This window comes from Arthrobacter sp. zg-Y20 (assembly GCF_030142075.1).
In the GTDB taxonomy this organism is placed as follows: Bacteria; Actinomycetota; Actinomycetes; order Actinomycetales; family Micrococcaceae; genus Arthrobacter_B.
This window is the reverse complement of the sequence record NZ_CP126241.1, coordinates 3,435,657-3,458,338: the sequence shown is the minus strand read 5'-3', so window position 1 is coordinate 3,458,338 and position 22,682 is coordinate 3,435,657. Positions and strand designations below refer to the sequence as shown.

24 protein-coding genes are annotated in these 22,682 nt (G+C 70.1%); 10 read left to right on the top strand and 14 right to left on the bottom strand.

The window, feature by feature from the left end; all coding sequences use genetic code 11:
- Positions 1–3 precede the first annotated feature (3 nt).
- From QNO06_RS16655 to QNO06_RS16645, 3 genes are read right to left on the bottom strand one after another with little or no spacing between them, the layout of a single operon-like run.
- The gene (locus tag QNO06_RS16655; RefSeq protein WP_227912240.1) at positions 4–933 is read right to left on the bottom strand and encodes a glycosyltransferase family 2 protein; all 930 of its coding nucleotides are present in this window, start codon (positions 931–933) and stop codon (positions 4–6) included.
- Complete coding sequence (gene rfaE2 / locus QNO06_RS16650) at positions 930–2,471, bottom strand: D-glycero-beta-D-manno-heptose 1-phosphate adenylyltransferase (RefSeq protein ID WP_227912238.1); 1,542 nt, start codon at positions 2,469–2,471, stop codon at positions 930–932. Before rfaE2 ends, QNO06_RS16655 begins: the two co-directional genes overlap by 4 nt.
- Positions 2,468–3,928: an aldehyde dehydrogenase family protein gene (locus tag QNO06_RS16645; RefSeq protein WP_227912236.1), complete on the bottom strand. Its 1,461-nt coding sequence runs from the start codon at positions 3,926–3,928 to the stop codon at positions 2,468–2,470. The genes rfaE2 and QNO06_RS16645 overlap by 4 nt, the downstream gene beginning before the upstream one ends.
- Positions 3,929–4,118: 190 nt before the next feature.
- Between QNO06_RS16645 and QNO06_RS16640 the strand changes: the two genes are divergently transcribed.
- The 3 genes from QNO06_RS16640 (at position 4,119) to QNO06_RS16630 (ending at position 6,119) form a co-directional block, all read left to right on the top strand.
- Positions 4,119–5,279 carry a glycosyltransferase family 9 protein gene (locus QNO06_RS16640; protein WP_227912235.1) on the top strand — a complete coding sequence of 387 codons (1,161 nt, stop codon included), beginning with the start codon at positions 4,119–4,121 and terminating at the stop codon, positions 5,277–5,279.
- Between the two features lie 10 nt (positions 5,280–5,289).
- On the top strand, positions 5,290–5,775 hold the full coding sequence (locus QNO06_RS16635) for a hypothetical protein (protein WP_227912234.1): 486 nt from the start codon (positions 5,290–5,292) through the stop codon (positions 5,773–5,775).
- Positions 5,776–5,891: 116 nt separating this feature from the next.
- A complete protein-coding gene (locus QNO06_RS16630; protein WP_227912233.1) occupies positions 5,892–6,119 on the top strand; it encodes a hexameric tyrosine-coordinated heme protein in 228 nt (75 codons plus the stop codon).
- A 15-nt stretch (positions 6,120–6,134) separates the two neighbouring features.
- On the opposite strand, the gene QNO06_RS16625 is transcribed toward QNO06_RS16630, so the two are convergent.
- Positions 6,135–7,337: an ROK family transcriptional regulator gene (locus QNO06_RS16625; RefSeq protein WP_227912230.1), complete on the bottom strand. Its 1,203-nt coding sequence runs from the start codon at positions 7,335–7,337 to the stop codon at positions 6,135–6,137.
- A gap of 92 nt (positions 7,338–7,429) precedes the next feature.
- Between QNO06_RS16625 and gap the strand changes: the two genes are divergently transcribed.
- The gene (gene gap, locus QNO06_RS16620; protein ID WP_227912229.1) at positions 7,430–8,440 is read left to right on the top strand and encodes a type I glyceraldehyde-3-phosphate dehydrogenase; all 1,011 of its coding nucleotides are present in this window, start codon (positions 7,430–7,432) and stop codon (positions 8,438–8,440) included.
- Here the strand turns inward: gap and QNO06_RS16615 are convergent.
- The gene (locus tag QNO06_RS16615) at positions 8,433–8,579 is read right to left on the bottom strand and encodes a hypothetical protein (RefSeq protein ID WP_227912228.1); all 147 of its coding nucleotides are present in this window, start codon (positions 8,577–8,579) and stop codon (positions 8,433–8,435) included. The genes gap and QNO06_RS16615 overlap by 8 nt on opposite strands.
- Before the next feature lie 8 nt (positions 8,580–8,587).
- Between QNO06_RS16615 and QNO06_RS16610 the strand changes: the two genes are divergently transcribed.
- From QNO06_RS16610 to QNO06_RS16595, 4 genes are all read left to right on the top strand, one after another.
- On the top strand, positions 8,588–9,184 hold the full coding sequence (locus QNO06_RS16610; RefSeq protein WP_227912227.1) for an RNA polymerase sigma factor: 597 nt from the start codon (positions 8,588–8,590) through the stop codon (positions 9,182–9,184).
- A complete protein-coding gene (locus QNO06_RS16605) occupies positions 9,150–10,184 on the top strand; it encodes a CU044_5270 family protein (RefSeq protein WP_227912226.1) in 1,035 nt (344 codons plus the stop codon). Before QNO06_RS16610 ends, QNO06_RS16605 begins: the two co-directional genes overlap by 35 nt.
- A gap of 185 nt (positions 10,185–10,369) precedes the next feature.
- Positions 10,370–10,861, top strand: coding sequence for a DUF2975 domain-containing protein (locus QNO06_RS16600; protein ID WP_227912224.1), 492 nt, complete (start codon positions 10,370–10,372; stop codon positions 10,859–10,861).
- Positions 10,861–11,133 carry a helix-turn-helix domain-containing protein gene (locus QNO06_RS16595; RefSeq protein WP_227912222.1) on the top strand — a complete coding sequence of 91 codons (273 nt, stop codon included), beginning with the start codon at positions 10,861–10,863 and terminating at the stop codon, positions 11,131–11,133. The genes QNO06_RS16600 and QNO06_RS16595 overlap by 1 nt, the downstream gene beginning before the upstream one ends.
- On the opposite strand, the gene QNO06_RS16590 is transcribed toward QNO06_RS16595, so the two are convergent.
- Positions 11,130–12,743: an FAD-binding protein gene (locus tag QNO06_RS16590; protein WP_227912221.1), complete on the bottom strand. Its 1,614-nt coding sequence runs from the start codon at positions 12,741–12,743 to the stop codon at positions 11,130–11,132. The genes QNO06_RS16595 and QNO06_RS16590 overlap by 4 nt on opposite strands.
- Before the next feature lie 81 nt (positions 12,744–12,824).
- Here QNO06_RS16590 and QNO06_RS16585 point away from each other — a divergent pair, with 81 nt between their 5' ends.
- Positions 12,825–13,484 carry an acyl-CoA-like ligand-binding transcription factor gene (locus QNO06_RS16585; RefSeq protein ID WP_227912220.1) on the top strand — a complete coding sequence of 220 codons (660 nt, stop codon included), beginning with the start codon at positions 12,825–12,827 and terminating at the stop codon, positions 13,482–13,484.
- On the opposite strand, the gene QNO06_RS16580 is transcribed toward QNO06_RS16585, so the two are convergent.
- Positions 13,447–14,862 (bottom strand): aminotransferase-like domain-containing protein, encoded by a 1,416-nt coding sequence (locus QNO06_RS16580; protein WP_227912218.1) that lies wholly within the window; start codon positions 14,860–14,862, stop codon positions 13,447–13,449. The two genes, QNO06_RS16585 and QNO06_RS16580, sit on opposite strands and share 38 nt — an antisense overlap.
- On the opposite strand from QNO06_RS16580, the gene QNO06_RS16575 reads away from it, so the two are divergent.
- Positions 14,861–15,820: a DMT family transporter gene (locus QNO06_RS16575; RefSeq protein ID WP_227912216.1), complete on the top strand. Its 960-nt coding sequence runs from the start codon at positions 14,861–14,863 to the stop codon at positions 15,818–15,820. The two genes, QNO06_RS16580 and QNO06_RS16575, sit on opposite strands and share 2 nt — an antisense overlap.
- A gap of 12 nt (positions 15,821–15,832) precedes the next feature.
- Here the strand turns inward: QNO06_RS16575 and QNO06_RS16570 are convergent, their stop codons facing one another.
- The 7 genes from QNO06_RS16570 to QNO06_RS16540 are packed head-to-tail and all read right to left on the bottom strand — an operon-like array spanning position 15,833 to position 22,627.
- Entirely contained in the window at positions 15,833–16,627 is a 795-nt protein-coding gene (locus QNO06_RS16570) for an SDR family oxidoreductase (protein ID WP_227912215.1), read from the bottom strand.
- Between the two features lie 44 nt (positions 16,628–16,671).
- Positions 16,672–18,036: a PfkB family carbohydrate kinase gene (locus QNO06_RS16565; protein ID WP_227912213.1), complete on the bottom strand. Its 1,365-nt coding sequence runs from the start codon at positions 18,034–18,036 to the stop codon at positions 16,672–16,674.
- Positions 18,033–18,683, bottom strand: coding sequence for a D-sedoheptulose-7-phosphate isomerase (locus tag QNO06_RS16560; RefSeq protein WP_442860153.1), 651 nt, complete (start codon positions 18,681–18,683; stop codon positions 18,033–18,035). The genes QNO06_RS16565 and QNO06_RS16560 overlap by 4 nt, the downstream gene beginning before the upstream one ends.
- Positions 18,680–19,954, bottom strand: a complete 1,275-nt coding sequence (locus QNO06_RS16555; RefSeq protein ID WP_227912212.1) for a glycosyltransferase — start codon at positions 19,952–19,954, stop codon at positions 18,680–18,682. The genes QNO06_RS16560 and QNO06_RS16555 overlap by 4 nt, the downstream gene beginning before the upstream one ends.
- The gene (locus QNO06_RS16550; RefSeq protein WP_227912211.1) at positions 19,951–20,997 is read right to left on the bottom strand and encodes a glycosyltransferase; all 1,047 of its coding nucleotides are present in this window, start codon (positions 20,995–20,997) and stop codon (positions 19,951–19,953) included. Before QNO06_RS16550 ends, QNO06_RS16555 begins: the two co-directional genes overlap by 4 nt.
- A complete protein-coding gene (locus QNO06_RS16545) occupies positions 20,994–22,097 on the bottom strand; it encodes a glycosyltransferase family 9 protein (RefSeq protein ID WP_284162473.1) in 1,104 nt (367 codons plus the stop codon). The genes QNO06_RS16550 and QNO06_RS16545 overlap by 4 nt, the downstream gene beginning before the upstream one ends.
- Positions 22,094–22,627: a D-glycero-alpha-D-manno-heptose-1,7-bisphosphate 7-phosphatase gene (locus tag QNO06_RS16540; protein ID WP_227912209.1), complete on the bottom strand. Its 534-nt coding sequence runs from the start codon at positions 22,625–22,627 to the stop codon at positions 22,094–22,096. Before QNO06_RS16540 ends, QNO06_RS16545 begins: the two co-directional genes overlap by 4 nt.
- Positions 22,628–22,682 lie beyond the last annotated feature (55 nt).

Below are 22,682 nucleotides of genomic sequence, written 5' to 3'. Positions count from 1 at the left end.
CGTTTACTGGTTGTGTGGTGGGTGGACATCCTGCCCGCCGCCGGCGGCCGTCCCGCTGCCGGCGGCCGTCCCGCTGCCGCCGAGCAGGATCTCGGCCGCATCAGCGGAGCGGTCGGTAACCGTGGTTGGTGATTCCAGGTGCACGGCTCCGGACGGAACGAGCCCGGCGCCCCCGTACCGTTCCATCACGCGCCACTGCGCCGCTACGTCCTCCCCGGCATGCCCGGGAGGCAGCTGGTCCCAGAAACCGAAGCCGCCGCAGTCCAGCAGCGCCGTTCGGTTGTACAGGACGCAGGCCCCCACCCAGGCGACTTTGTACAGCTGCCATTCTCCGGCCGGCAGGCCGAGCCGGGAAGCCACATGCGCCAGATTGGCGGCGTTGTGCAGGGTCCAGCGTTCGAAGCCCGGTTCCCCCCGCCGGATCCTTTCCGGCTCCACCTTCCCCGTGTCCCACAGTTCAAAGGGGGCTTCTTCATCCGGCCGGCTGTCCGGCAGATAGGACAGCCCCTGCACGGCGGCGCCGACAAACCCTGCACCGGACGAGGCCAGGGCGCCGGCCAGCCTGGCCAGCATGCCCGGTTCCAGCCACACGTCGTCGTCGAGGAAAAGCACGGCGGGCGCCGCTGCGTTTTCCAGCAGGAAATGGCGCTGCTCTGCCAGCCCCCGGGCCGGCAGGTGGCGCAGCAGCCGGACCCGGTGTCCCTGGGCTTCCAGCACCCGGACCATGGCCTCGGCGGCCGGGTGGTTCCAGGAGGGTACGTGCGTGCTCTGGTCACTGATGGTGACGTTGAAGTCCGGACCGTCCTGGGCGGCCAAACCGGCCAGGGTGACTGCCAGTTCCGCAGGCCGGTTCCGGGTGGGAATCAGCACGTCAACTGCTGCCGGCCGGGGCGTGGCCGGCAGCCCCCAGTCCGCGGACCCGCGCCGCGTCACACCGTGCTCCCGCTCCCGGCCCCGGCACCGGCCCCGGCACCGCTGCCGCCCGCCCGGATCCGGGAGACGAGGGCGGTAGTGGAATGGTCGGCCACATAGTCCAGGATCACCACGCGTCCTCCGCACTGTTCCACCACGGGGGTTTCCGCCAGCATCTGCGCCGAGTAGTCGCCGCCCTTGGCATAGGTGTCCGGCCGCAGCTCCCGGATCAGCGGGATGGGCGTGTCCGTGTCGAAAACGGTGACGTAGTCCACGCAGCTGAGTGCGGCAATGATCCCCGCGCGGTCGTGGGCCGTGTTGATGGGCCGGCCCGGGCCTTTGAGCCGCCGGGCGGAGGCATCGCTGTTCAGGGCCACCACCAGGATGTCCCCCAGCTGCTTGGCCTGGTTCAGGTAGCGCGTGTGTCCGCGGTGCAGGACGTCAAAGCATCCGTTGGTGAGCACAATCCGCCGGCCCGCGGCCCGTTCCGCCGAGATCCGCGCGAGGAGCCCGGCAGGGCTCAACGCCGAGTCCGCGAAGCTGTCCAGATGCTGTTCCAGGTCCGCGGTGCTGCATACCGAGGTGCCGGGCCGGTGGACCACAATGTCGGCAGCGTTCTGTGCGAGGTCCGCTGCCGTGGACAGCGGCAGGCCTGCCGCCCGGGCCAGGGTCATGCAGGCAACAAACGTGTCCCCCGCCCCCGACGCCTGCTTTTCCGCGGCCGGCCTGGCCCAGGTGCGGTGGAACCCGCCGTCGGCGCCCACCAGTGCCGTGCCGTCCCGGTCCAGGGTGACGACGGCGGTGCCGGCGCCGGCGGCGGCCAGCAGCTCCGGAGCGGCGGCCCGCACGGCAGCGGCCCGGTCCGGGACGGAGTCCAGGCCGGCAGGCCTGCCCAGCAGCATGGCCGCTTCAGCGGCGTTGGGTGTGACCAGGTCCGGAGCCAGCCTTGCCCACAAGGCGGCGTCGTGGGCGTCTACTACGGTGAGGCGCCCGCCGCGCAGGGCGATGAGGGCATCACGGACGCTGCCGTGCAACAGGCCGCTCCCGTAGTCGCAGACCACCAGCGCATCGGCTCCGTCCAGCAGCGCAGCCACCGACGCTGCCAGCAGGTCCTCGGCTCCGGGCGGGACGCCGCCTCCCTCGTCGAGGCGGAACAGCACCTGCCCGCCGGCCACAATGCGGTTTTTGGCGGCTGTATGTGCGTCCTCGTGGTGGATTAGCGCCTGCAGGTCAACGCCCGCGCCGGCCAGGATGCCGCGCAACTCCCGGCCGGCGGCGTCCGTGCCGGTGACCCCGCCCAGCCGCACCCTGGCTCCCAGCGCCTGGAGATTCATGGCAGTGTTGGCGGCTCCGCCAGCTGCGGCGCGTTTCTGCTGCAGGTCCACCACCGGGGCCGGTGCCTCCCGGCAGAACCGCTCGGTGACGCCGGACCACCAGCCGTCGAGCATTACGTCGCCGATGACGGCCACACGCAGGGAGGCAGCAGCGAGCCTTCCGGGCAAGTCCGGGGAGAGGCTGCGCACCTCATCCAGCCGCGGGCTGCCGGGCGCGTGGCTCACCGCGCCGCTCCCGCTGGGCCGGGACCGGCCGGCGGGCTCTCCAAATGGACCACCTTGGTCAGGGAAAACTCGTCCAGGAGTTCGGGGCCGTACCCGAACCCGCGGCCGCTGCGGCGGCGCGGCTGGGCGGACCCGCCCGGTGCGCCGCCGAACACTGCATTGATCTTCACCGTGCCGACGTCCAGTGCGGCGACCGCCTGCTGCGCGTGGGCCAGACTGCCGGTGAGGACGGTGGCGGCCAGTCCATAGGCTCCCGCAGCGGACAGGGCCAGGCCCTCCTCGAAGCTGTCCACCACCTGCACGGGAGCTACGGGACCGAAGGTCTCTTCGCGGAAAACCGCCATTTCCGCCGAACAGTCCAGCAGGACCGTGGCCGGGTAGTGGGCGCCCGGGCCGTCCGGGATCCGTCCTCCCACCGCTGCCGCGGCGCCCTGCGCCACTGCTTCGGACACCTGGTGGTGCACTGCGTCGCGCAGCCGGATGTCCACCAGCGGTGCAACGGACTGCTCCCGGTTCCTGCGCTGCGCTTCGGCGGCGAGTTCGGTGCAGAACTCTTCGGCAATGTGCCGGTGGACGTAGATGCGCTCCACGGCCGTGCAGATCTGCCCGCTGTTACTGAAGGCCCCGACGGCGGCCTGCTCCGCGGCCCAGCGCGGGTCGACGTCGGCGTCCACCAGCAGGGGATCGTTGCCGCCGTTCTCCAAGATGGCGTGGGCGCCGGTCAAGGCGGCCGCCCGGGCGATGCGCGCGCCGCTGGCACTGGAACCCACGTGGGCCAGGACGTCCACTCCGGCGTCCATGGCCAACTGGGCGCCCACCTCCGCTCCGCCGGTGAGGGCGGTGAGCACATCCGGGGGAAAATGCGGTGCGAGGATCTCCATGAGCAGGTTCCCGGTGTGCGGGCAGCGCTCGCTGGGCTTGGCAATCACCGTGTTGCCCACCGCCAGCGCCGCGCCGGCCAGGCCCGCGGCCACCGCCACCGGATCGTTCCACGGGGTGAGCAGCACGGCGACGCCGCGGGGTCCGCTCACCGTGTAGTCGGCCGCCAGCAGTGCGCCGCGGAGGCTGTGGCCGCGGTGTACGGGTCCGAGTTCGGCGTATTGCTGCAGCGTGGCGACGCCGGCACGTACCCCGGCCAGGGCCTCCGGCCCGGGTTTTCCGGTTTCCCTGCTGTTCCAGGCCGCCAGTTCCCCGGCGCGGGACTGGAGGTCCTCCGCAGCGTTGCGCAGCAGCCGGCCGCGTTCGGCGGGATCTGTTGCCGCCCAGGCGGGCAGTGCCTTGCGGGCGGCCGCCAGAGCGGACTTCACCTGGGTGCGGCTGGCCGCCGAGAGGCTACCCACCGGTGTGCCGTCCCGCGGGTCCACGATGGTGATGCTGTCCTCCGTGCCTGCGGACGGCACTGGATAGGGTGCCGGGGAGGAAACCGGGGTACTTTCCGGGGTAACTGTGGTGGACATGCTGCTCCTTAGGCCGCGTCGTACAGGACCCATACCCGCTTTCGGGCCGGTTCAGACGCAGGATCTGCGCGGACGCCGGGAGTTACCGATTCGCTGCCGGCGCGCAGTTACTGGTGGAGATGTGCCGCGGAAGTCCTATGGTGGGTGCCCTCAGCAGAACGGGGGGAGGTCCTCCGGGAACAGGAGCGGCATGACGCATGAAATCCGTGCCCGTCGCCGGCCGGGGCGGGCCCCCGCACCCGGTGTAGGCCCCGTGGCTCCGCGTTTTCCCGGCGTACGGAAGATCGCCGTGCTGCGGGGCGGCGGCCTGGGCGACCTGATGTTTGCCCTGCCGGCCGTTGAAGCGCTTGCTGCGGCGTATCCGCAGGCCTCCATCACGCTGCTGGGCACAGCGCTGCACGCCGCACTGCTGGCGGACCGGCCGGGACCGGTGGACCGGGTGGAAATCCTGCCCGCTGCTCCGGGGATTTCCGCCGGCCCCGAGGACCGGCGGGGAACCGGGGCTTTCCTGTCCCGGATGAGGCAGGAGGACTTTGACCTGGCCGTGCAGGTCCACGGCGGCGGACGGAACTCGAATCCGTTCCTGCTGGGCCTGGGTGCCCGGCACACCGTGGGCACCCGCACTCCCGACGCCGCCGCCCTGGAACGGAACATCCCGTACATCTACTACCAGCACGAGGTTTTCCGGGCGCTGGAAGTCGTGGGCCTGGCCGGAGCCGTACCGGTGAGCATGGAGCCGCAGCTGCCCGTCCTGCCGCACGAGGCGGCGCGGGCCCGCACCATGCTCCTCCCGGGCCGGAAACTGGTGACCCTGCACGCCGGGGCCACGGACCCGCGGCGGCGCTGGCCGGCGTCGTGCTTCGCGGAGGTTGCGGTACGCGCCGTGGAGCGCGGCTGCCAGGTCCTGGTGGTGGGCGACGGCGCTGACCGGGATCTGGCCGGGCTGGTGGTGGAGCTGGCGCTCGCCGACGCCGGCCCTCAGGCGCCTGTGCGCTCGGTGGCCGGAGACCTGGATATCGGCACGTTGGCAGGGCTGCTGCAGGCGAGTTCGGTGCTGGTGGGCAACGACAGCGGGCCGCGGCACTTGGCGCAGGCGGTCGGCACGCCCACAGTGGGGATCTACTGGTTCGGCAACGTCATTAATGCCGGGGCCATCGGCCGCAGCCGGCACCGGGTGCACATGTCCTGGGTTTCGGCGTGCCCGGTCTGCAAAGCGGACGTCACGCAGGTCGGCTGGACGGCGGAGCGGTGCGAGCACAATGATTCCTTTGTGGCCGAAGTGCGCCCTACCGACGTGTGGGACGACGTTGCCGCCCTGCTGGTGGCCGATCCGGACGGATGCTTCCAGTAGGCTCCGGTGCATGGCGAACCAGCAAAACTATGACGAGGTAGACCGCCGGCTGTTTGGCCGCCCCCAGCCCGGGGATGATCGGATCGGCGATACCGGTGCCGGCCGGGACAGCGCCGGCACCGAGCACGCGGGCCGGGACTGGGTGGAGGTGGTGGATGACGGCAGCGGGGAAGCCCCCGCCGCCGGCACCGGACTGGAAGCGCCCCCGCACGGCAACCCGAATGGCACGGACCTGTCACGGAGCAGGCTCAACCCCTACCTCGGCGCCGCCTGGGCGATTGTGGTGCTGATGCTGGGCGTCGGACTGATCTGGCTCTTTGGCGGCCTGCAGTTGGACACCGTATACGGCAACGGCACTACGACCATGACCCGGAAGGGTCTGATCCTGCTCAACTTCCAGATGACGGGTGTCTACCTGCTGCCGTCCGGCCTGGCCGGTGCCCTTGCCCTGCTGGCGGTGCAGGCCCGCGGCTACCGCAATACGCACCGGGACTGAGCCGGGGCCGAGTGGCGCCCCTGCCGCAGGGGAAACCTGCAGGCCCTTGCGCCCCGGAATCGGCCCCGCCCACAATGAAGCAAGCCGCCGTGCCACGCGTTCAAAGGACGGACACCATGGAGCTTGTGCCGAACAATTCACTGCAGTGCCCCACCCCCGAGGATGGACGCAAGCTGGCCCTCAGCCTGGCACTGCAGACATCTTTGGCCATCCAGCCGGATGAAAAGGTCCAGGAGATTATCCGCGACGCCTACGCGAACAACCCCGAAGCGCTTATTGCCGCGGCGGCCGTGGTCGCCACCGAGTTTGCCACCATCGCCGCCGCCAACAATTACTGGCGCTAAGCGGCCGGGTCGCTCCTAGCGCCGCAGTTCGGGGACCAGATCCAGCAGGTGCGTCTCCACGTAGTCCAGGGCCAGGCGCACCGCGCCCGTGGGCACCAGCGTTTTGCCCAGCCCGGAGACGGCAATCCGCGGCGGCTGCACCACGTACCGTTCCAGTTCCTGCCGCATCGCCGGTAGCAGGGCGGTGGCGGACGCGGCCACGGCGCCGCCGATGACGATCAGCCGGGGATCGAAGAACGAGGACACCAGCGCCAGGACCCGGGCCATCCGGGCAGCAATCCGGTCCAGGATTTCCACGGCCACCGGGTCGCCCGCCTCGGCCGCTTCGAACACCAGGCGGGCCGACGCGCGGTTGGTGTTGGGCCCCACCAGTTCACGGATCCGCCCGTTGTGGCCGTCCTCGAGGGCGGCGCTGCCCCACAGGCGGGCCAGCTTGGCAATGCCGTCCTCATTGCCCACACCGTCCACCAGGTCCAGCGCCCCCATGCCGCCGGTGCCGCCCGAAGCGCCGTGCAGCAGCCGGCCTGATTCAATGATGCCGCTGCCCAGCCGCTCGCCGGCCAGGATCACGGCAAGGTTCTCTTCCCCCGCCCCCACGCCCCGCCAGCGTTCGGCTAAAGCGGCCAGCTTGGCGTCATTCTCCACCAGCAGCGGCCAGCCCCGGGCCTTGCTGAACTCCTGCGTGAGCCCCAGATCGAACATGGGTGCCACGTCCTGCCCCGGGGCAACCCGACCGGCGCCGGTGACCTGGGCGGCAATGCCCATTCCGGCACAGAGCACCGCCGAGGAAGTAATTCCGGCATCCTCCAGGGCCGCGTCAACGGCGGCGGTGACCACCCGGCGCCGGTCCTCCCGCTGCCCGCCGTGACGGGGGAAGCGCGCCTCGGCACCGCCGACGACGGCGCCGGCGAGGTCGGCGGCGAGCACGCGGACGGTGGCAATGCCGACGTCGAGCCCCAGGACGTACCCGGCACTCTCGTTGAACTGGAAGCGGCGGGCCGGACGGCCTTTCTGCCCGCCGGCGCGGGGGGAGTCCGTTTCCCGGGCCCAGCCGCGGGCTATCAGGTCATCACAGACGGCGATCACGGTGGCGCGGGTGAGGCCGGTGGCGTCGATCAGGTCGGTGCCGGTGACCGATGGTGCCGAGCGCAGCACGTGCAGCACTGCGCGCAGGTTGGCGCGGCGCAATAGCTGCGGGGTGTTGGCGGAGGCGTCCATGTGTCCCTTTGACGTGTGGCGGTAATAACAGCATAATTGTAGAAGACATTAAATTTAGTCTCTAAATTTACTCTAGCTTCAAGGAGGCCGCAGTGACGGTACGCGTCGGAATCAATGGTTTTGGTCGGATCGGCCGCAATTACCTGCGGGCGGCCCTGCAGCACGGTGAAGGGTTCGAGGTTGTAGCAGTCAACGACCTCGGCGATCCCGCGCAGCTGGCCCACCTGCTCAAGTACGACTCCGTTGCCGGACGCCTGGCCGAGAAGGTCACGGTTGAAGACGGCAACCTGGTGGTTGGCGGACACACCATCAAGGTCCTCGCCGAGCGCGATCCGGGCAACCTGCCCTGGGCCGAGCTGGACGTGGACATCGTCATCGAATCCACCGGCTTCTTCACCAACGCCGCGGATGCGCAGAAGCACATCTCCGCAGGCGCCAAGAAGGTCCTGGTTTCCGCACCGGCCAAGGGTGACGCGTTCACCGTGGTGATGGGCGTGAACGACGGCGATTACGATCCCGAAAACCACGACATCATTTCAAACGCCTCCTGCACCACCAACTGCCTGGGCCCGCTGGCCAAGGTCCTCAACGACGCCTTCGGCATCGAAAAGGGCCTGATGACCACGGTGCACGCCTACACCGCAGACCAGAACCTGCAGGACGGGCCGCACAGCGACCTGCGCCGCGCCCGCGCCGCAGCCCTGAACATGGTGCCCACCTCCACCGGTGCCGCCAAGGCCATCGGCCTGGTCCTGCCGGAGCTGAAGGGCAAGCTGGACGGCTTCGCCATCCGCGTTCCCGTTCCCACCGGTTCGGTCACCGACCTGACGGTCACCCTGGAAAAGGAAGCCACGGTCGAGGAGATCAACGCTGCCTACGCCAAGGCCGCACAGGACCCGCGCTGGGAAGGCATCCTCACGTACACCGAGGATCCGATTGTTTCCTCCGACATCGTGGGCGATCCGTCCTCCTGCATCTTCGACTCCGGCCTGACCCGCGTCATGGGTAACCAGGTCAAGATCGTCGGCTGGTACGACAACGAGTGGGGCTACTCCAACCGCCTGGTGGACCTCACCGGCCTGGTTGCCTCCAAGCTCAGCTAGCAACACCCGCAACATCCCCGACGGCGCCGCGCCGGACCGCTTCCACGGTCCGGGCGGCGCCGTCGTCGTTTAATGCGGTGTCCAGGAAAACCGAAAAGAAAACCGGGGGAACCGTGAACCATTCGCGGTGAGCGGGCATTACAGGGTGTGAAGACAGACAAAGAGATTGTGGAGCTCTCGCGCAGCGGTCCCTCCATATTCGGGGAACTCTATGACCGGCACGCGCCGGACATCTACCGGTACGCGGCCCGCCGTGCCGGTGACTTTGCCGCCGAAGACGTGATGGCCGAGACCTTTCTCATCGCCTTCGAACGGAGGGCGGGTTTCACCGGTCCGGCCGAAGCGGTCCGGCCGTGGCTTTTCGGCATTGCCACCAACCTGCTGCGCCGGCACCACCGCGCAGAAGCGCGGATGCTGCGTGCCCTGGTGCGGAACAGCAGCCGCGGGGACACGGCCGGTGGATTGGAGGCAGTGGACGCGCAGGTGGACGCTGACGGCGACCGGTCCCGGATCGGAGCGGCCCTGCAGGCGCTGGCCCCGATCGACCGGGAGGCGATCCTGCTTTATGCCTGGGCGGACCTGACCTATGACGGCATCGCCACCGCCGCCGGGGTACCCGTGGGCACCGTCCGCTCCCGCATCAACCGCGCCCGGCGCAAGCTCCGCGCGGACCTCGGCTTTGCCCTTTTCGACGAAATGGACAGTGATCATGGACGAACTGCACCTGCTGCGCGCAACGCGTAACACCACCGGAACCGTTCCCCCGGCCGTCCTCGCCGCCGGCCGGGAGAAACTGATGCAACGAGCTGCCCAGGAAGACTCCGCGCGGGAGCCGGCACCGGTACTGCACCCCCGCAGACCCTGGCGGCGCGCCCTGCTGGCCTCCGCTGCTGCGGCCGCCCTGGTCGCGGCGCTGGTGGCGGTCGACGTCGTCGGCTCGGATGAGCGCCCCGGTGCGACGGCGGAGGCCGCCGAAGTGCTGAACGCCGCCGCTGCGGCAACCATCACCAGCTCCGACCCGGTGCTGGCGCCCGGCCAGTACCTGCTGGTGGACACCGACATGGTGGGCACCACCTCCACGGTCACGCCGGAGGGGCAAGAGTTCTCCTGGCTGACCCGCCGGGACCACCAGGTGTACATACCCGCGGACCGGACCGGGGAATGGGTGTGGATCCGCGAACCATCCAAACCGGTGCAGTTCTTCGATGAGGGGTCCAGGCAGGAGGCCGAACGTGTTGGTGCGGGCAGCTCTGACAGCGGTGACGTGTCGCGTGCCCCGCGCGGGGAGTTCGGCGGATCAACCCAGCACGTTCTCAACGACATGCCGTTGCAGGAAGCGGTTGAGGGTGCGCCCCGGGACCCCCGGCAACTACTTGACCTGCTTTATGAAGGCAATGCCGGCGGGGGACAGACCCCCCATGAGGAAGCGTTCGAACGGATCGCTGAAACCCTGGGGACCGGCGCCATCCCGGCGGATCTGCGGGCCGCCCTGTACCAGGCGGCAGCGCTGATTCCCGGAGTCTCCGTTGTTGACCGGGAGGCAGCCCTGGACGGGCGGACCGGAATCTCGCTGGGCATCGGATCGCCCGAGCAAGGCTTCCGGAGTGAGATCATCATTGATCCGCAGACCGGCCTGATGATCGGTGAGCGGACGGTGTTGTTGGAAGACGGAAAAATCTTCCCGGCCGGCACCGCGCTCGGATGGTCCGCGGTCACCACCTCGGTGGTGGATTCAGCGCCCTAGGGAACCTGCGCCGCGGAAACTTCCCACGCTTTGGTGCCGGTGTTGCTGGTGTGGTCCCACTCGGCACAGCAGTCACAGAGCGTGGGAAGTTCGGCTACTGGTTTCCGGAAACTCTTGCGGTACCTCTCGATTATCGATAAGTATTGACTGTCCTTCAATCGACGGGGTTCCGCAGGGAGAGTGTCATGGGAAAAGCAACCATCCTGGCGTTACGGATAGTGCTGGTGCTGGTGTTTCTCGGCACCCTGTTTGTCGAGGCAGTAATGGTGCCGCTGTTCGGCATCGACCTGGCCGAGGCGGGTGCTGAAGCGGTTCGTGTGCCCGTGCTCATCATCGTGGTGCTGGGCATCCTGGCCTTCCAGGTCTGCCTGGTCTGCGTTTGGCGGCTGCTCACCATGGTGCGCCGGGGAACGGTGTTCTCGTCCGCAGCCTTCCGCTATGTGGATGTGATTATCGGCGCGGTGTCCGTCGCTGCCCTGCTGCTGTTCGCGTTGGGAGCCGTACTGGCGCCGGGCGAAGGGGTGGCACCCGGCGTCGTGCTGTTGATTGGCGGCATGGGGGTGACCGTTGCGGCCGGCGCCCTGCTCGTGCTGGTGATGCGGGCGCTGCTGGCTTCAGCCGTTGCCACTGCGGCGGAGGCGCACCACCTGCGCACCGAACTCGGCGGGGTGATCTGATGCCGATCGTCGTGGATATTGACGTGATGCTGGCTCGGCGCAAGATGGCCGTGGGCACCCTCGCGGAGCGGATTGGCATTACTCCAGCCAATCTTGCCGTCCTGAAGAACGGGCGGGCCAAGGCGGTGCGCTTCACCACCCTGGCCGCGCTCTGTGAGGTGTTGGACTGCCAGCCCGGGGACCTGCTGCGCTGGGAGCCCGAAACAGCGGATATCAGCGCAGCAGGTGGAAACCGGGACGACGGCGGCGGGCAGCACCCGCCCGTCCCTTAGGCCATATCCGCGTCCAACTCCTTGGCCTCCCGTGCAGACACGGCGTGCCGGCCGGCGCGGCGGCCGCTGAAAATGCAGTCGGCCAGCGACAGGCCGCTGACATAGCTTTCGGAGCAGACACCGACGGCGTTGCGGCCGGCGGCGTAGAGCCCGGGAATCAGTGTGCCGTCCTGCCGCTGCACCAGACCGGACTCGCCGTCCACCACCAGTCCGCCCAGCGTCAAACCGGGAATCGGATAGAACGGGGAAGCGTCCACGGAGATGTTGTAGGCATAGAACGGTGCCTTGAGCAGCGGAACGGACAAGGCGGGGTCCTTGTGCGCCGGATCCCCGGTGCCGTCGGCGATGCCATGGTTGTAGGCCTCAACGGTCCGCTGGAGCCCGGCGGCGTCTACGCCGATTTTCATGGCCAGTTCCGCCAGTGTGCCCGCTTTTTTGTGGCCGACAGTGAGCAGGAAGGCCACTTGAAGCCGCTGGAAAATCTGGGTTTGGGAACGGACCTGGCCCTGTGCCTTTTTCCAGGTGACGGAGTCATACACCGCCCAGCCCTTGCCGCCGAATTCGCGCATGAGCGTGTTGCCGTGGGTGGCTCCGTACAAGTCTTCATTCTTGATCCGGCGGCCGTTGAGGCCTACGGTCACACCCTCGATAAAGGCGCTAGGGGGTGAAAGGAAGCGCCAGGCCGTGACGTTGCCCATTTTGGCTGTGGTGCCGCCCGCGTCCATGCCCAGCCGGATTCCCGTACCGTCGTCAGCCGGGGTCCCCAGCGGGGAAATACCGGTGAACTCCGGAGCGTGGCGCTGGAGCCATTCTTCGTTGTAGATAAAGCCGCCGGCGGCGAGAACCACCGCGCTTGCACGCGCTTCCCGGTCCACCGCGCCCTCCTCCCAGAGACGCTTGATCTTCGCCACCGGTCCCTTGACCAATCCGGGTGCCCAGTTGCCGATCTTGCCGGTGAGGCGGGTCAGCCGGGCGTGTTCTGCGGCGTTTGCATGGTTCCGGTCCAGGACGCGGTACTTCACTCCCACCACGGCACCGTCCTCGATGATCAGGTCATGCACCTGGGCCAGCGGAACGAAAGTGACGCCCTTGCGGCGGGCGGATGAGGCGAGGGCGGTCCACAGCACCTTGCCGGAAGCCAGCCCTTTGGCCACGGCACGGTGTCCGCGCGGAGCCGGTTCGGCGTGGAGCTTATAGGGATGGGCCTTCTCGTTGCCGGAGAAATAGAGGTAGTGCCGGTCCGTGGGGTAGGACGTCTTGTAGTCCGGAACGCTGCTGCCGAAGACCGCTCCCTGCTGTTCGAGCCAGGTAATGGTCCCCGGGCTTTCTGCGCAAAAGCGGCGGAGGGTCTCGTCGTCCACGCTGTCGCCGGATTCCTGCCGAAGGTAGTTGTACAGGTTCTCCACGGTGTCGTCATAACCGGCCTCGCGCTGCTGGCGGGTGCCGCCTCCGGCATAGACCACCCCGCCCGACAAGGCACTGGCGCCGCCCCCGTAGGAGCGGTCCAGGACGAGCACACGCGCTCCGTTATCCGCCGCTTCGATGGCCGCTGCCGCCCCGGCATCTCCGTACCCCACCACAATCACGTCAAACTGCTCGCCCTCGGGCATAACGACCTCCTTGTCGGCAACCTTATTTCGGCAGAGTCTGCCATAACCCCGCAACGCGGAACAAGGGCTTACCGTGGGTGGATGACCAGACGAGCACCGGGCCGTCCCCCCGCGGTGGAAGAGGCCGAACTGCGCGCCCGCGCTTTCGGCGTCGTACTCCGGGACGGCTACGAAAATGTGACGGTGGGCGGCATCGCCGCCGAGGTGGGGGTCAGCGTCCGGACCCTGCACCGCCACTTTCCGGCGAAGGCAGACATTGTATGGGGCGCCGTGGACCAAACCTTTGACGCACTGCGGGAAGGGTTTGAATCGGCCGACGCCGGTCTGCCGTTGATGGAACAGATCATTGCGGCCGTGGCCGCGGCGTTTGGCGACGAGTATGCGGACGGCCGCCAGCGCATCCAGCTGATTGTCACCACCAGGGAGCTGCAGGCCGCCTCATCGCAGATGTACCAGTTGTGGCACCGGCAGCTGGTGGAAGTCATCGCCCGGAGGCTGGGTGAACCCGCGGATGCGCTGCGGCCCAGGGTGCTCGCAACGGCGGTGCAGGCCGGCATCATGGAGGCTTTGGCTGTCTGGGCCTTCTCCGACGGTGACAGATCCCCGGTGGAAACGGTGGCGACGGCATTGCGGGGTTTCGAACTCTTGGTGCCGCCGCCTGAGCCCCAAGGCTGGACGGGCGCACGGCCCGGGTCCCAGCGCCTCAGCGCCCCCGGTGGTCCTCAAGGACCCGGCCGATAATCCGCGCCCCCTCACCGAAAGCGCCCGGATTGGGTCCGGAGTAATTCAGCCGCAGATAGGCGCCGGCCTGTTCGGCGGGAAACCACTCGTTGCCTGGAGCAACGCGGACGCCGGCCGCTTCACAGTCCCGGGCCACCACGGCCGGATCGGTGTTATCCGGCAACCGCACCCACAGGTTCAGCCCGCCCTTGGGGACCGCCTCGACCCGGGCCAGCGGGGCATGCTCACGCAGCGCTTCCAGCAACAGGTCCCGCCGCGCGGCCAGCTGGCCGCGCAGGTGGCGCCGGTGCGTCCGCCAGGCGGGCTGCGTGACGACGTCGAGCGCCACCGACTGCAGGACACCGCTTACGTAGGTGGACGAGGCCTGCACATCTGCCAGCAGCCGTTCCCGTGCCGGTCCGCGCGCGATGACGGCCGCCACCCGCACCGCCGGGGAAACGCTTTTGGTGAGGGACCGCAGATAAACCACGTGCCCGCCGTCGTCCCGGGCCGCCAGAGGCTCCGGATCTGCCGCAATGCCGAAGTCATGGGCCCAGTCATCCTCGATCAGGAAGGCGCCGTGCCGACGAACGGTGGCCAGCACCTGGTCCGCCCGCTGCCGGGACCAGTAGGCCCCGGTGGGGTTGGCGAAGGCGGGCTGGGCATAAAACGCCCGCGCACCGGTCTGCGCAAAGGCGCGGGACAGCTCCTCCGGATCCGGGCCGTCGCTTCCACTGGGAACCGGAACCACCTGCACCCCGGCCTGTGCGGCCGCAAGGAGTGCACCCCAATAGGTGGGTGATTCGATGAGCAGCGGCCTGCCGGGTCCGACGAGGGCGCGGAACGCGGCACTGAGTCCGCCCTGGCTGCCCGGCAGGACCACGACGTCGGCTGCTGCCGGCGGGGCGATGTCCGCCGGTGCGCCCGCCCCCAGTTCGGCGGCGAACCAGGCACGGAGGTCGGGCAGGCCGGCGGCAGGGGAACGGGAGAGCACAGTGTCGCTGCGGGCGGCACGGGCAAAGGCTGCCCGCACCAGCTGGCCGGGCAGCAGCTCCGCGTCCGGATAGCCCGAGTGCAGGGCAATCACGTCATCAGGCGCAGCGCGCATGGCGGCGGAAAGGGTGGGCATGCTGCGCGGAGCACCCAGGGCGGCGGTCTGCCAGCCGTAGTCCTGCACCCGGGCCACTGTGCGGGCACGGACAAAGGTGCCCGCGCCCGGCCGGCCCTCCACCAGCCCCAGCGAGGAGAGCGTTCGAAGCGCCCGCTGCACCGTCACCGGGCTGACGCCGTACCGCGCCACGAGTGTCCGGCTCGGCGGCAATTGGGCTCCCGGAGCGGCTGAGGAAATCCAGGTGCGCAGGTCTGCCACGATCCGGTCGGCACTGCTACTATCGGCCATGAAGCCACATAATAGCGCTACTCTCGCTGTCCCAACAGTGCTACCCAGTGCCCGCAGCGGGCTCTGGTGGGGCCTGCTGGGAGTCGCAGCCTTCTCCTTCACCCTCCCGTTCACGCGCATTGCGGTGGCGGGCGGCGGAATGTCCCCGCTCTTCGCCGGATCGGCGCGGGCCGTGGTTGCCGCGGTTCTGGCCGCCGCAGTACTGGCCGCAACGCGGCAGCGGCTGCCGCGGGGAACCCAGTGGGCACGTCTGGCACTGGTGGCAGGCGGCGTGGTGGCCGGGTTCCCGCTGCTGACGTCCTTTGCACTCGCCACTGCTCCCGCCAGCCACGGCGCCGTCGTCGTCGCGCTGCTGCCGGCGGCCACCGCCACCGTGGCGGTCCTGCGCACGGGGGAGCGGCCGCCGCGGAGGTTCTGGCTGCTGGCAGCCGTCGGAGCGGGTGCAGCCGGAGGATTCGCTGCGGTGCAGGGCGGCGGGCAGGCCGGCCTGCACCCGTCGGACCTCCTGCTGTTCGCTGCGGTGATTGCCGGGGCAGTGGGATACGCGGAGGGCGGCGTCCTGACCCGGGAGCTCGGTGCCTGGCAGACCATTTCCTGGGCACTGGTACTGGCCGCACCGGTGATGGGCGGGCTGACCGTGTCCGCGGCACTCAGCCGGCCGCCTGCCGCCGGCCCGGGCGAGTGGGCAGCCTTCGCCTATCTGGGCGTGGTGAGCATGTTCCTGGGCTTCTTCGCCTGGTACCGCGGGCTCGGTATCGGCCCCATGGCGCAGGTCAGCCAAGTGCAGCTGGTCCAGCCGGTCCTGACCATCTGCTGGGCGGCGCTGCTGCTGCACGAGGAACTGACCTGGGCCACCGTACTCGGCGGGCTCGCGGTGATCCTGTGCGCCGGCGTCGCCGTGCGGACCCGCAGCCGAAAGGTGCAGCCTGCCGCGAAGCCGAAGCCGATGCCGGCCTGAACGGACGGGGACTCAGGGCCAGGAATCCTCCTCCTCGTGGCAGATCAGCATTTCGCGGATTTCGCAGCCGGTCGGCTGGGAGAGGGCGAACAGGATGGCGTCGGCCACCCGGGCGGGGTCATTGAGCCGGGAATCGTCCTGCGGCCGGTACTGCTCGGTGCGGTCATCGAAGAAACGGGTCTTCATGCCGCCGGGAATCATGGTGGTGACGCCCACGCGTCCGGCCGTTTCGGCGGCCAGGGCCCGGCTAAACCCAACCACCCCGAACTTGGAGGCGCAGTACGCGGTCGCATCCGAGACGGCTTTGAGCCCCAGAGTGGAAGCCACGGTGACAACCCGGCCGCGGGACGCCATCAGGTACGGCAGGGCGGCACGCACCACGGACACCGTGCCGAGCAGGTTCACGCCGATGACTTTCTCCCACTCCCGGGCCGCAACGTCTTCGAGCCGGCCGCAGCGGTCGATTCCGGCCGCGGTGACCACAGCGTCCAGCCCGCCGAGCATCAACGCCGCTTCCCGGACCGCCACTTCCACGCTGGCACGGTCCGCCACGTCCACCTGCAGGGCCTTGGCACCCGTGACGGAACTGGTGTCGAGGTCCAGCACCACCACGCTGCCGCCGGCGGCGGTCACCGCTTCGGTGACGGCGGCGCCCAGGCCGGAGGCCCCTCCGGTAACCAGTACGCGGAGGGTGTTTGCAGCGCGTACCGGGGTGCCGCGCAGGGCAGGGTCCGGCTGCGGGGCGCCGGCGTCGAGCGCGGAGCCGGGTGCGGGGACGGCGGGGACAGCGGAAGGGGAGACAGACATGGACGGTTCCTTTCAATCGGGACGGGGACGGCGGAAAGGCGTGGTCAGCCGACTTTGGCCAGGGCGGAGGCCAGCGCCGTGGTGGAGCGGGCCGGGTGGTACGGGACGGTGACGGTCTCACCGCCCCAGGAACGGATCAGCTCGGCCTCGGGCAGTTGATCCTCGCGGTAGTCCCCGCCCTTGACCCAGATGTCGGGGCGCAGCCGTTCCAGTACGGCGGACGGGGTGTCCTCCTCGAAAACCAGCACACCGTCCACGCATTCCAGGGACTGCAGCAGCTCCGCCCGGTCTTCTGCACCAATGATCGGGCGTTCCTCGCCCTTGAGCCGCCGCACCGAGTCATCGGAGTTCAGGCACACAATGAGGCAGTCGCCCAGCCCCCGCGCAGCCAGCAGCGTGCGCGCGTGCCCGGCATGGAGCAGGTCGAAGCAGCCGCCGGTGGCCACCACGGTTCCGCCGCGTTCCCGGATCAGTGCGGCAGTGGCCAGGGCGTCGGGGACGTCGCTGCCCAGCACCGGCAGCGTCTCCTCCCGGTCCAGGGCGGCCACGCCGCCGGCAGCCAGGAACGACGCCGCGGTGCCGACGGCGCTTTCAACCGCCGCTTCCAGCCCGTCGCCGTCGAGCAGCCGGACAACCAGCGACGCCGCGAACCGGTCCCCGGCCCCGCAGCTGTCATTCTCGCGGATCCGGGGCGCCCGCAGGACCTGCGCCAGACCGGCGGCCGGCAACGCCAGGGCTCCCTGGGCACCCATGGTCACCACCACCGAACGGCTGCTCCAGCGCTCCAGCAGCCGCTCGGCAGCGCGCAGCCCGGCCGGAACACCGCCCGGCGTTTCTCCCGCAGCCTGCAGTGCCTCGGTCATATTCGGGGTGACGGCGGCGACCCCCGGTACCGGGTCGGCTCCGGCCGGATGCGGATCCCACACCACCGGGATCCGGCCAGCCAGGGCACCGAGCAGTTCCCGCAGTGCGGGATTGGCAGTCAGGCCGCGGCCGTAGTCCGAGACCAGCACGGCGTCCGCAGCCGCCACGGCCGCCAGCATCTGCGCGGTCACTGCCGGCACCGGGGGCGGGGCGCAGCCTTCGTCGAAGCGGACCACGGCCTGGGCGCCGGCCCGGATCCGGGTCTTGACCGGCGTGGGAGCATCCGACGGCCCGCTGGTCAGGGGGATGCCGGCCAGCGCGGTGCGCAGCAGCCCGGAGGCCCCGTCATCGGAGAGCACCGTCACCAGGTGCACCTGCACCCCGTCCCGCTCCAGCATCCGCGCCGCCAGGCCCGCTCCGCCGGCGCGGCGGCCGACGTCGGCGACGTCCACCACCGGCACCGGGGCATCGGGGGAGAGGCGCTGGGCGGAACCGGTTATGTCCGTGTCCAGCAAGGTGTCGCCTACTACGACAATCGTTTTCACGGCATTCCTCCTGCAGAGGTGCGCTGTTGGGGTTGGGTGCACCGTTGCACCTCGGCGTCAAAGGACCGGCACAGCGCATGCAGGGCCACCAGATGGGCCTCCTGCGCGTTGGCCGCCGGCGCATCCACTGTGACCGCCTCCTCACTCGCTGCGGCGAGGGGATTGGGTCCCCGGCCGGTCAGCGCCCATGTGCGCAGCCCGGCACGGCGTGCGGCCTGCACGGCGGCGAGCAGGTTGGGGCTGGCGCCGCTGGTGGAGAACAGGAGCAGCACGTCGCCGGGGCGGCCGTGGCCCGTCACCTGCCGGGCGTAGAGCTGTTCAAATCCGTAGTCGTTGGCGATGGCCGTGACCGCGGAGGTGTCCGCGTGCAGGGCGATGGCGGAAAAGGGCCGGCGCTCGCCGTCGAACCGGCCCACCAGTTCCGCGCTGAGGTGCTGGGCCTCGGCGGCGGAACCGCCGTTGCCGGCGGTCAGCAGCCGGTGTCCATCCAGCAGGCGCCCGGCAAGCTCCACGCCCCACTGGGCCAGCCGCCCGGCCTGCTGCTGTACGGAGAGCAGGGCGGGGCCGGTGCCGGCCAGATGGGCCAGGACCGCCCCGTGCGCCGCATCGGTCACGGGCGGGGGCGCGGTGGCCGGTTCGATACTCACAGTGCCTGCCCTCCCGTCGGCTGCAGCCGGGCCGGCCGGGCCTGGCCGCGGGGGACTCCCCTCAGAGCCAACTGATAGGCCTTTTCGGTTTCCTGTGCCACCCGGTCCCAGGAGTACCGGGCGGAGGCACGTTGCCTGCCGGCGGTGCCGAGCCGCCGGGCGTAGCCGGGGTTTTGCAGCAGTTCGCCCAGCGCGGCGGCCAGGGCGGCCGGGTCCCGCGGCGGTACGAGCAGCCCGGTTTTGCCGTGGACCACCGTATCGATCAGTCCGCCCACCGCGGTGGCCACCACCGGCACTGCGCAGGCCATGGCCTCCAGCGGAACGATGCCGAACGGCTCATACCAGGGTGCGCACACCACTGCGTCCGCGCTGCGCAGCACCGCCGGCATGTCTTCGCGGGGAACCTGTCCGCGCAGCAGCACCCGGTCCGCCACGCCCAGGGAACGGGCCAGGGACATCAACCGGCGAGCCTCCGGATCCGATTCCAGCCCGGCACAGTCGCTTGAGCCGCCCACAATGAGCAGTTCCACGTCCGCCATTCCGGCCTCCTGCAGCAGTCCCAGCGCCTGGATGGCCAGATCCACGCCCTTGCGAGGCACCAGACGCCCGACGGCGGCAATGCGGTGCCGCCGGCCGCGGGGCTCGGCTGGTCCGCGGGACTTGAACAGGGACAGGTCCACACCGCACGGCGCAATGGAGATGCGGCTGCCCGGCACGCCCATGGCCTTGAGTTCAAAAACCTCGTCCGAGCAGGTGGCCAGGACCCGGTCTGCCCGCCGGCCCACCGAGGGTTCCAGCCAGGTCCGCTCCGGCGGGCTGGTGTCCTCCGCGCCCTGATGCCGTTTCTTCACCGTCCCGAGCGCATGGAAGGTGTGCAGCACCGGTACCCGGGCGCCGTCGTCGGCCGCGCTTTGGACCGCCTCCAGCGCGGCCAGGCCGGACATCCAGAAGTGTGAATGCACCACGTCCGGCGGCTGGTTTCCCCAGTCCGCCACCATGCCTTCGGCCAGCTGTCCCATGTACGGCAGCAGGTCATCCTTGGGCAGCGGCAGTGCCGGTCCGGCCGCCACGTGCACTACTTCCAGCCCGTCCTGCACCTGCACCCGGTCCGGCAGCCCGGGGTCATCACGCCGGGTGTACACCTGCACGGTGTGCCCGCGGGCTGCCAGCGCCACGGAAAGGGCGGCTACATGGACGTTCTGCCCGCCGGCATCCACGCCGCCCAGCGCAGCCAACGGACTAGCGTGCTCGGACACCATTGAGATTCTCACTGTTGTCCCCCTCCTGTTGATGCCGTTATCGGTCCTGCCGGCGCCTGCTGCGGCGCGGCGGAAAGCTTGTATGAGACCACGTCGGTAAGGAGCCTGTCCCACTCGGACAGGAACCGGGCCAGGCCGTAACGTGCCAGCGCCGCCTCACGCGCTGCCAGCCCGCAGGTGTGCGCGTGTTCCGGATCCGCCAGAAGCATCTGTGCTGCCGCGAGGAGTTCTTCGGGGTTGTTGCTGACCAGCCCTGCCTCCGGCGGAACCGCCCGGCTGGCCTCCGTGGTGGCCAGCACCAGGACGGGCAGGCCCAGGTGCATGGCTTCGAGCAGTGACAGGCCCAGGGAGGTCCAGCGCATCGGATGCAGGTAGGCCCGGCAGCCGGCCAGTTCGGCGTGCATCCGGGCGGCGGGGAGATCTCCGCGGAGGAGCAGCCGGTCCCGGTTGCCCTCCCCGTCCAGCTGCAAGGCGGCGGGCAGCTGACCGGTGCCGAAGCCGAAGATTTCCAGGGGAGCGGCCCGGGCAAAGGCCGGCAGCAGGTCCGTGCCGGTGATCCTTCCGCGCCGGACGGGGTCGTTGACCGCCACGCCCAGGTGCGGCCGGTCTCCGGTGTACAGGTACCCCGGGTCGGGGATGCCGTGCTCAATCACCCGGACCGGGGCGTCGCCGGTGTCCCAGAAGAGCCGGTTGAACTGCGTAACGTGCACCACGGGGATAGCGTTTTGGCCGGCCAGCGGATGCCGGGTTTCCGGCACCGCGCTGCGCGGGGTGTTGTGTTCCAGATAAACCGCGGGCAGGTCCCGGCCGGGCCGGCGGCCCAGCAGTCGGGCGCAGGCAACAAGTTCCTCCGGACGCTGCAGCACCACCGCATCGACCTGTTGACCGCGCAGCTGCTCGGGCGCCACTTCGACGGCGGACGCCGGCCAGGCCCGGCCGCCGCGGCCCAGCCCCCAGCCGTCCCGGGCGGGTGTGGTCGGCAGCAGATACTCATGGGAGCCGCGGACAAAGGATTCCATCCACCCTCCGTGCACATGCCAGAGCAGGATCTTCATGGTTTCCCCGCTCTCCGGTGCCCGGATACGTGTGCCGGAAGGCCGTGCCGGGTTTCCCGCCGCGTGCCCAGGGACGAAACACCGCGGACCAGGCGCTGCACGGCTTCCACCACCTGTTCCGGCGCGACGCCGGACAGGCAGGGGTGCCCCGGCACCGGGCAGGTCCGGGCCCGGGAAAGCCGGCATGGTCCCTGCTGGTCGCCCAGCAGTTCCAGCGGCACCCGGTACGGTGCCCAGCGGACAGCGGGCACCACCGGGGCGAAGAGGCTGACCACCGGCGTGCCAACAGCCGCCGCCAAATGCGCGGGGCCTGTGTTTCCCACCACCACGGCGTCGGCACCGGCCAGCACACCGGCCAGCGAGGCCAGGTCCGTGCGGCCGCCGAGGTCCAGCCCGGCCACCCCCGCCACCGTGGCCGTCAGTGCCTTCTCGCCGGGGCCGCCGGTCACCACCACGCGGTAGCCGGCAGCGGTCAGGAGCTCGACGGCGGCGGCGTAGTGCAGGGCAGGCCAGGCACGCGCCGGGACGGCGGTGCCGGGATGCACCACCACATAGGGGTCATCGCCCGCCAGATGCCCTGCATCGGGCAGCGGACCCAGCCGGAGCCTGCCGTCGTCACCGGCCGGAAGCCGGAAACCGGCGGCTGCGGCAATTCGAAGGTTCCGTTCCGGTTCCGGCTGGTCTTCGGGGAAATCCTCGCCGGGCCGCAGCCGCTGGTCCAGGAGCGCACCGGCGTAGTCGGTGGAAGCACCGGTGATGGTGTGCACCCCGGCGGTTCGGAGCACCAGCGCCAGGGGCAGCGGGGACTGGTGGAAGGACGTCAGGATCACCGCCTCACGGGTTCCGGCAGCGCGGACCATGTCCACCAGCGCTGCCAGGTGCGCCGGCGACGGTTCCGGGGCGGGGTTCACGATCCACGGGCAGGACCACTCCAGCACCTGCGCGGCGCCGGGCAGCAGCCGGGCGGCCGGGGTCCCCGCCGGGCCAACCAGCAGCACGGCCTCCACCCCCGGCGCGGACGCCACCGCACGGACGGCGGGGCCGGCCAGCAGGACGTCGCCCGCGCCGTCGAGCCTCGCCACCAGGACCCGGCGGCTCACGCGCCGCCCCACAACAGGTCCACTGCTTTCCGCAGGTCGGCGGCCACCAGATCAGCTGCAGCGGTTTCGGCGGGCCGCGTGACGGCTGTGGGGACCAGGACGCCGCGGGCGCCGGCCGCCGCGGCCGCCTGGACATCGGCGCCGATGTCGCCGATCACCGCCACCTCCGCCGGGTCCAGGCCCAGGCGCCGGGCGGCACGCAGCACCATTCCAGGCATGGGCTTGCGGCAGATGCAGCCGCGTTCCGGGGTGTGCGGGCAGATCTCCCACACATCGAACGGACCCAGCAGGGCGTCAACGGCGGCGTTGACGGCTTCCACCTGCCCGGCGGAGAGCAGCCCGCGGCCGATGCCGGACTGGTTGGTCACCACACCCACCGGGATGCCGTCCCGCCGCAGCCGCGCCAGCACATCGGCAGCCCCGGGCACCGCCTGCACCAGTTCCGGGTCCCCGTTGTAGGGCACGTCAACAATCAGCGTGCCGTCCCGGTCAAACAGGACGGCACGCGGCGGTGACGGCATAACTTCCATACCGCCTCTGTCCCCCTTCGGCACTGCTGCTAAACACCCGCAGCCACATCTTTTT

Coding starts and splice junctions, on each gene's coding strand:
- QNO06_RS16645 (WP_227912236.1), bottom strand. CDS start 3,928: ATGTCCACCACAGTTACCCCGGAAAGTACCCCGGTTTCCTCCCCGGCA.
- QNO06_RS16640 (WP_227912235.1), top strand. CDS start 4,119: ATGACGCATGAAATCCGTGCCCGTCGCCGGCCGGGGCGGGCCCCCGCA.
- QNO06_RS16635 (WP_227912234.1), top strand. CDS start 5,290: ATGGCGAACCAGCAAAACTATGACGAGGTAGACCGCCGGCTGTTTGGC.
- QNO06_RS16630 (WP_227912233.1), top strand. CDS start 5,892: ATGGAGCTTGTGCCGAACAATTCACTGCAGTGCCCCACCCCCGAGGAT.
- QNO06_RS16625 (WP_227912230.1), bottom strand. CDS start 7,337: ATGGACGCCTCCGCCAACACCCCGCAGCTATTGCGCCGCGCCAACCTG.
- QNO06_RS16615 (WP_227912228.1), bottom strand. CDS start 8,579: ATGCCCGCTCACCGCGAATGGTTCACGGTTCCCCCGGTTTTCTTTTCG.
- QNO06_RS16605 (WP_227912226.1), top strand. CDS start 9,150: ATGGACGAACTGCACCTGCTGCGCGCAACGCGTAACACCACCGGAACC.
- QNO06_RS16600 (WP_227912224.1), top strand. CDS start 10,370: ATGGGAAAAGCAACCATCCTGGCGTTACGGATAGTGCTGGTGCTGGTG.
- QNO06_RS16595 (WP_227912222.1), top strand. CDS start 10,861: ATGCCGATCGTCGTGGATATTGACGTGATGCTGGCTCGGCGCAAGATG.
- QNO06_RS16590 (WP_227912221.1), bottom strand. CDS start 12,743: ATGCCCGAGGGCGAGCAGTTTGACGTGATTGTGGTGGGGTACGGAGAT.
- QNO06_RS16585 (WP_227912220.1), top strand. CDS start 12,825: ATGACCAGACGAGCACCGGGCCGTCCCCCCGCGGTGGAAGAGGCCGAA.
- QNO06_RS16575 (WP_227912216.1), top strand. CDS start 14,861: ATGAAGCCACATAATAGCGCTACTCTCGCTGTCCCAACAGTGCTACCC.
- QNO06_RS16580 (WP_227912218.1), bottom strand. CDS start 14,862: ATGGCCGATAGTAGCAGTGCCGACCGGATCGTGGCAGACCTGCGCACC.
- QNO06_RS16570 (WP_227912215.1), bottom strand. CDS start 16,627: ATGTCTGTCTCCCCTTCCGCTGTCCCCGCCGTCCCCGCACCCGGCTCC.
- QNO06_RS16550 (WP_227912211.1), bottom strand. CDS start 20,997: ATGAAGATCCTGCTCTGGCATGTGCACGGAGGGTGGATGGAATCCTTT.
- QNO06_RS16540 (WP_227912209.1), bottom strand. CDS start 22,627: ATGGAAGTTATGCCGTCACCGCCGCGTGCCGTCCTGTTTGACCGGGAC.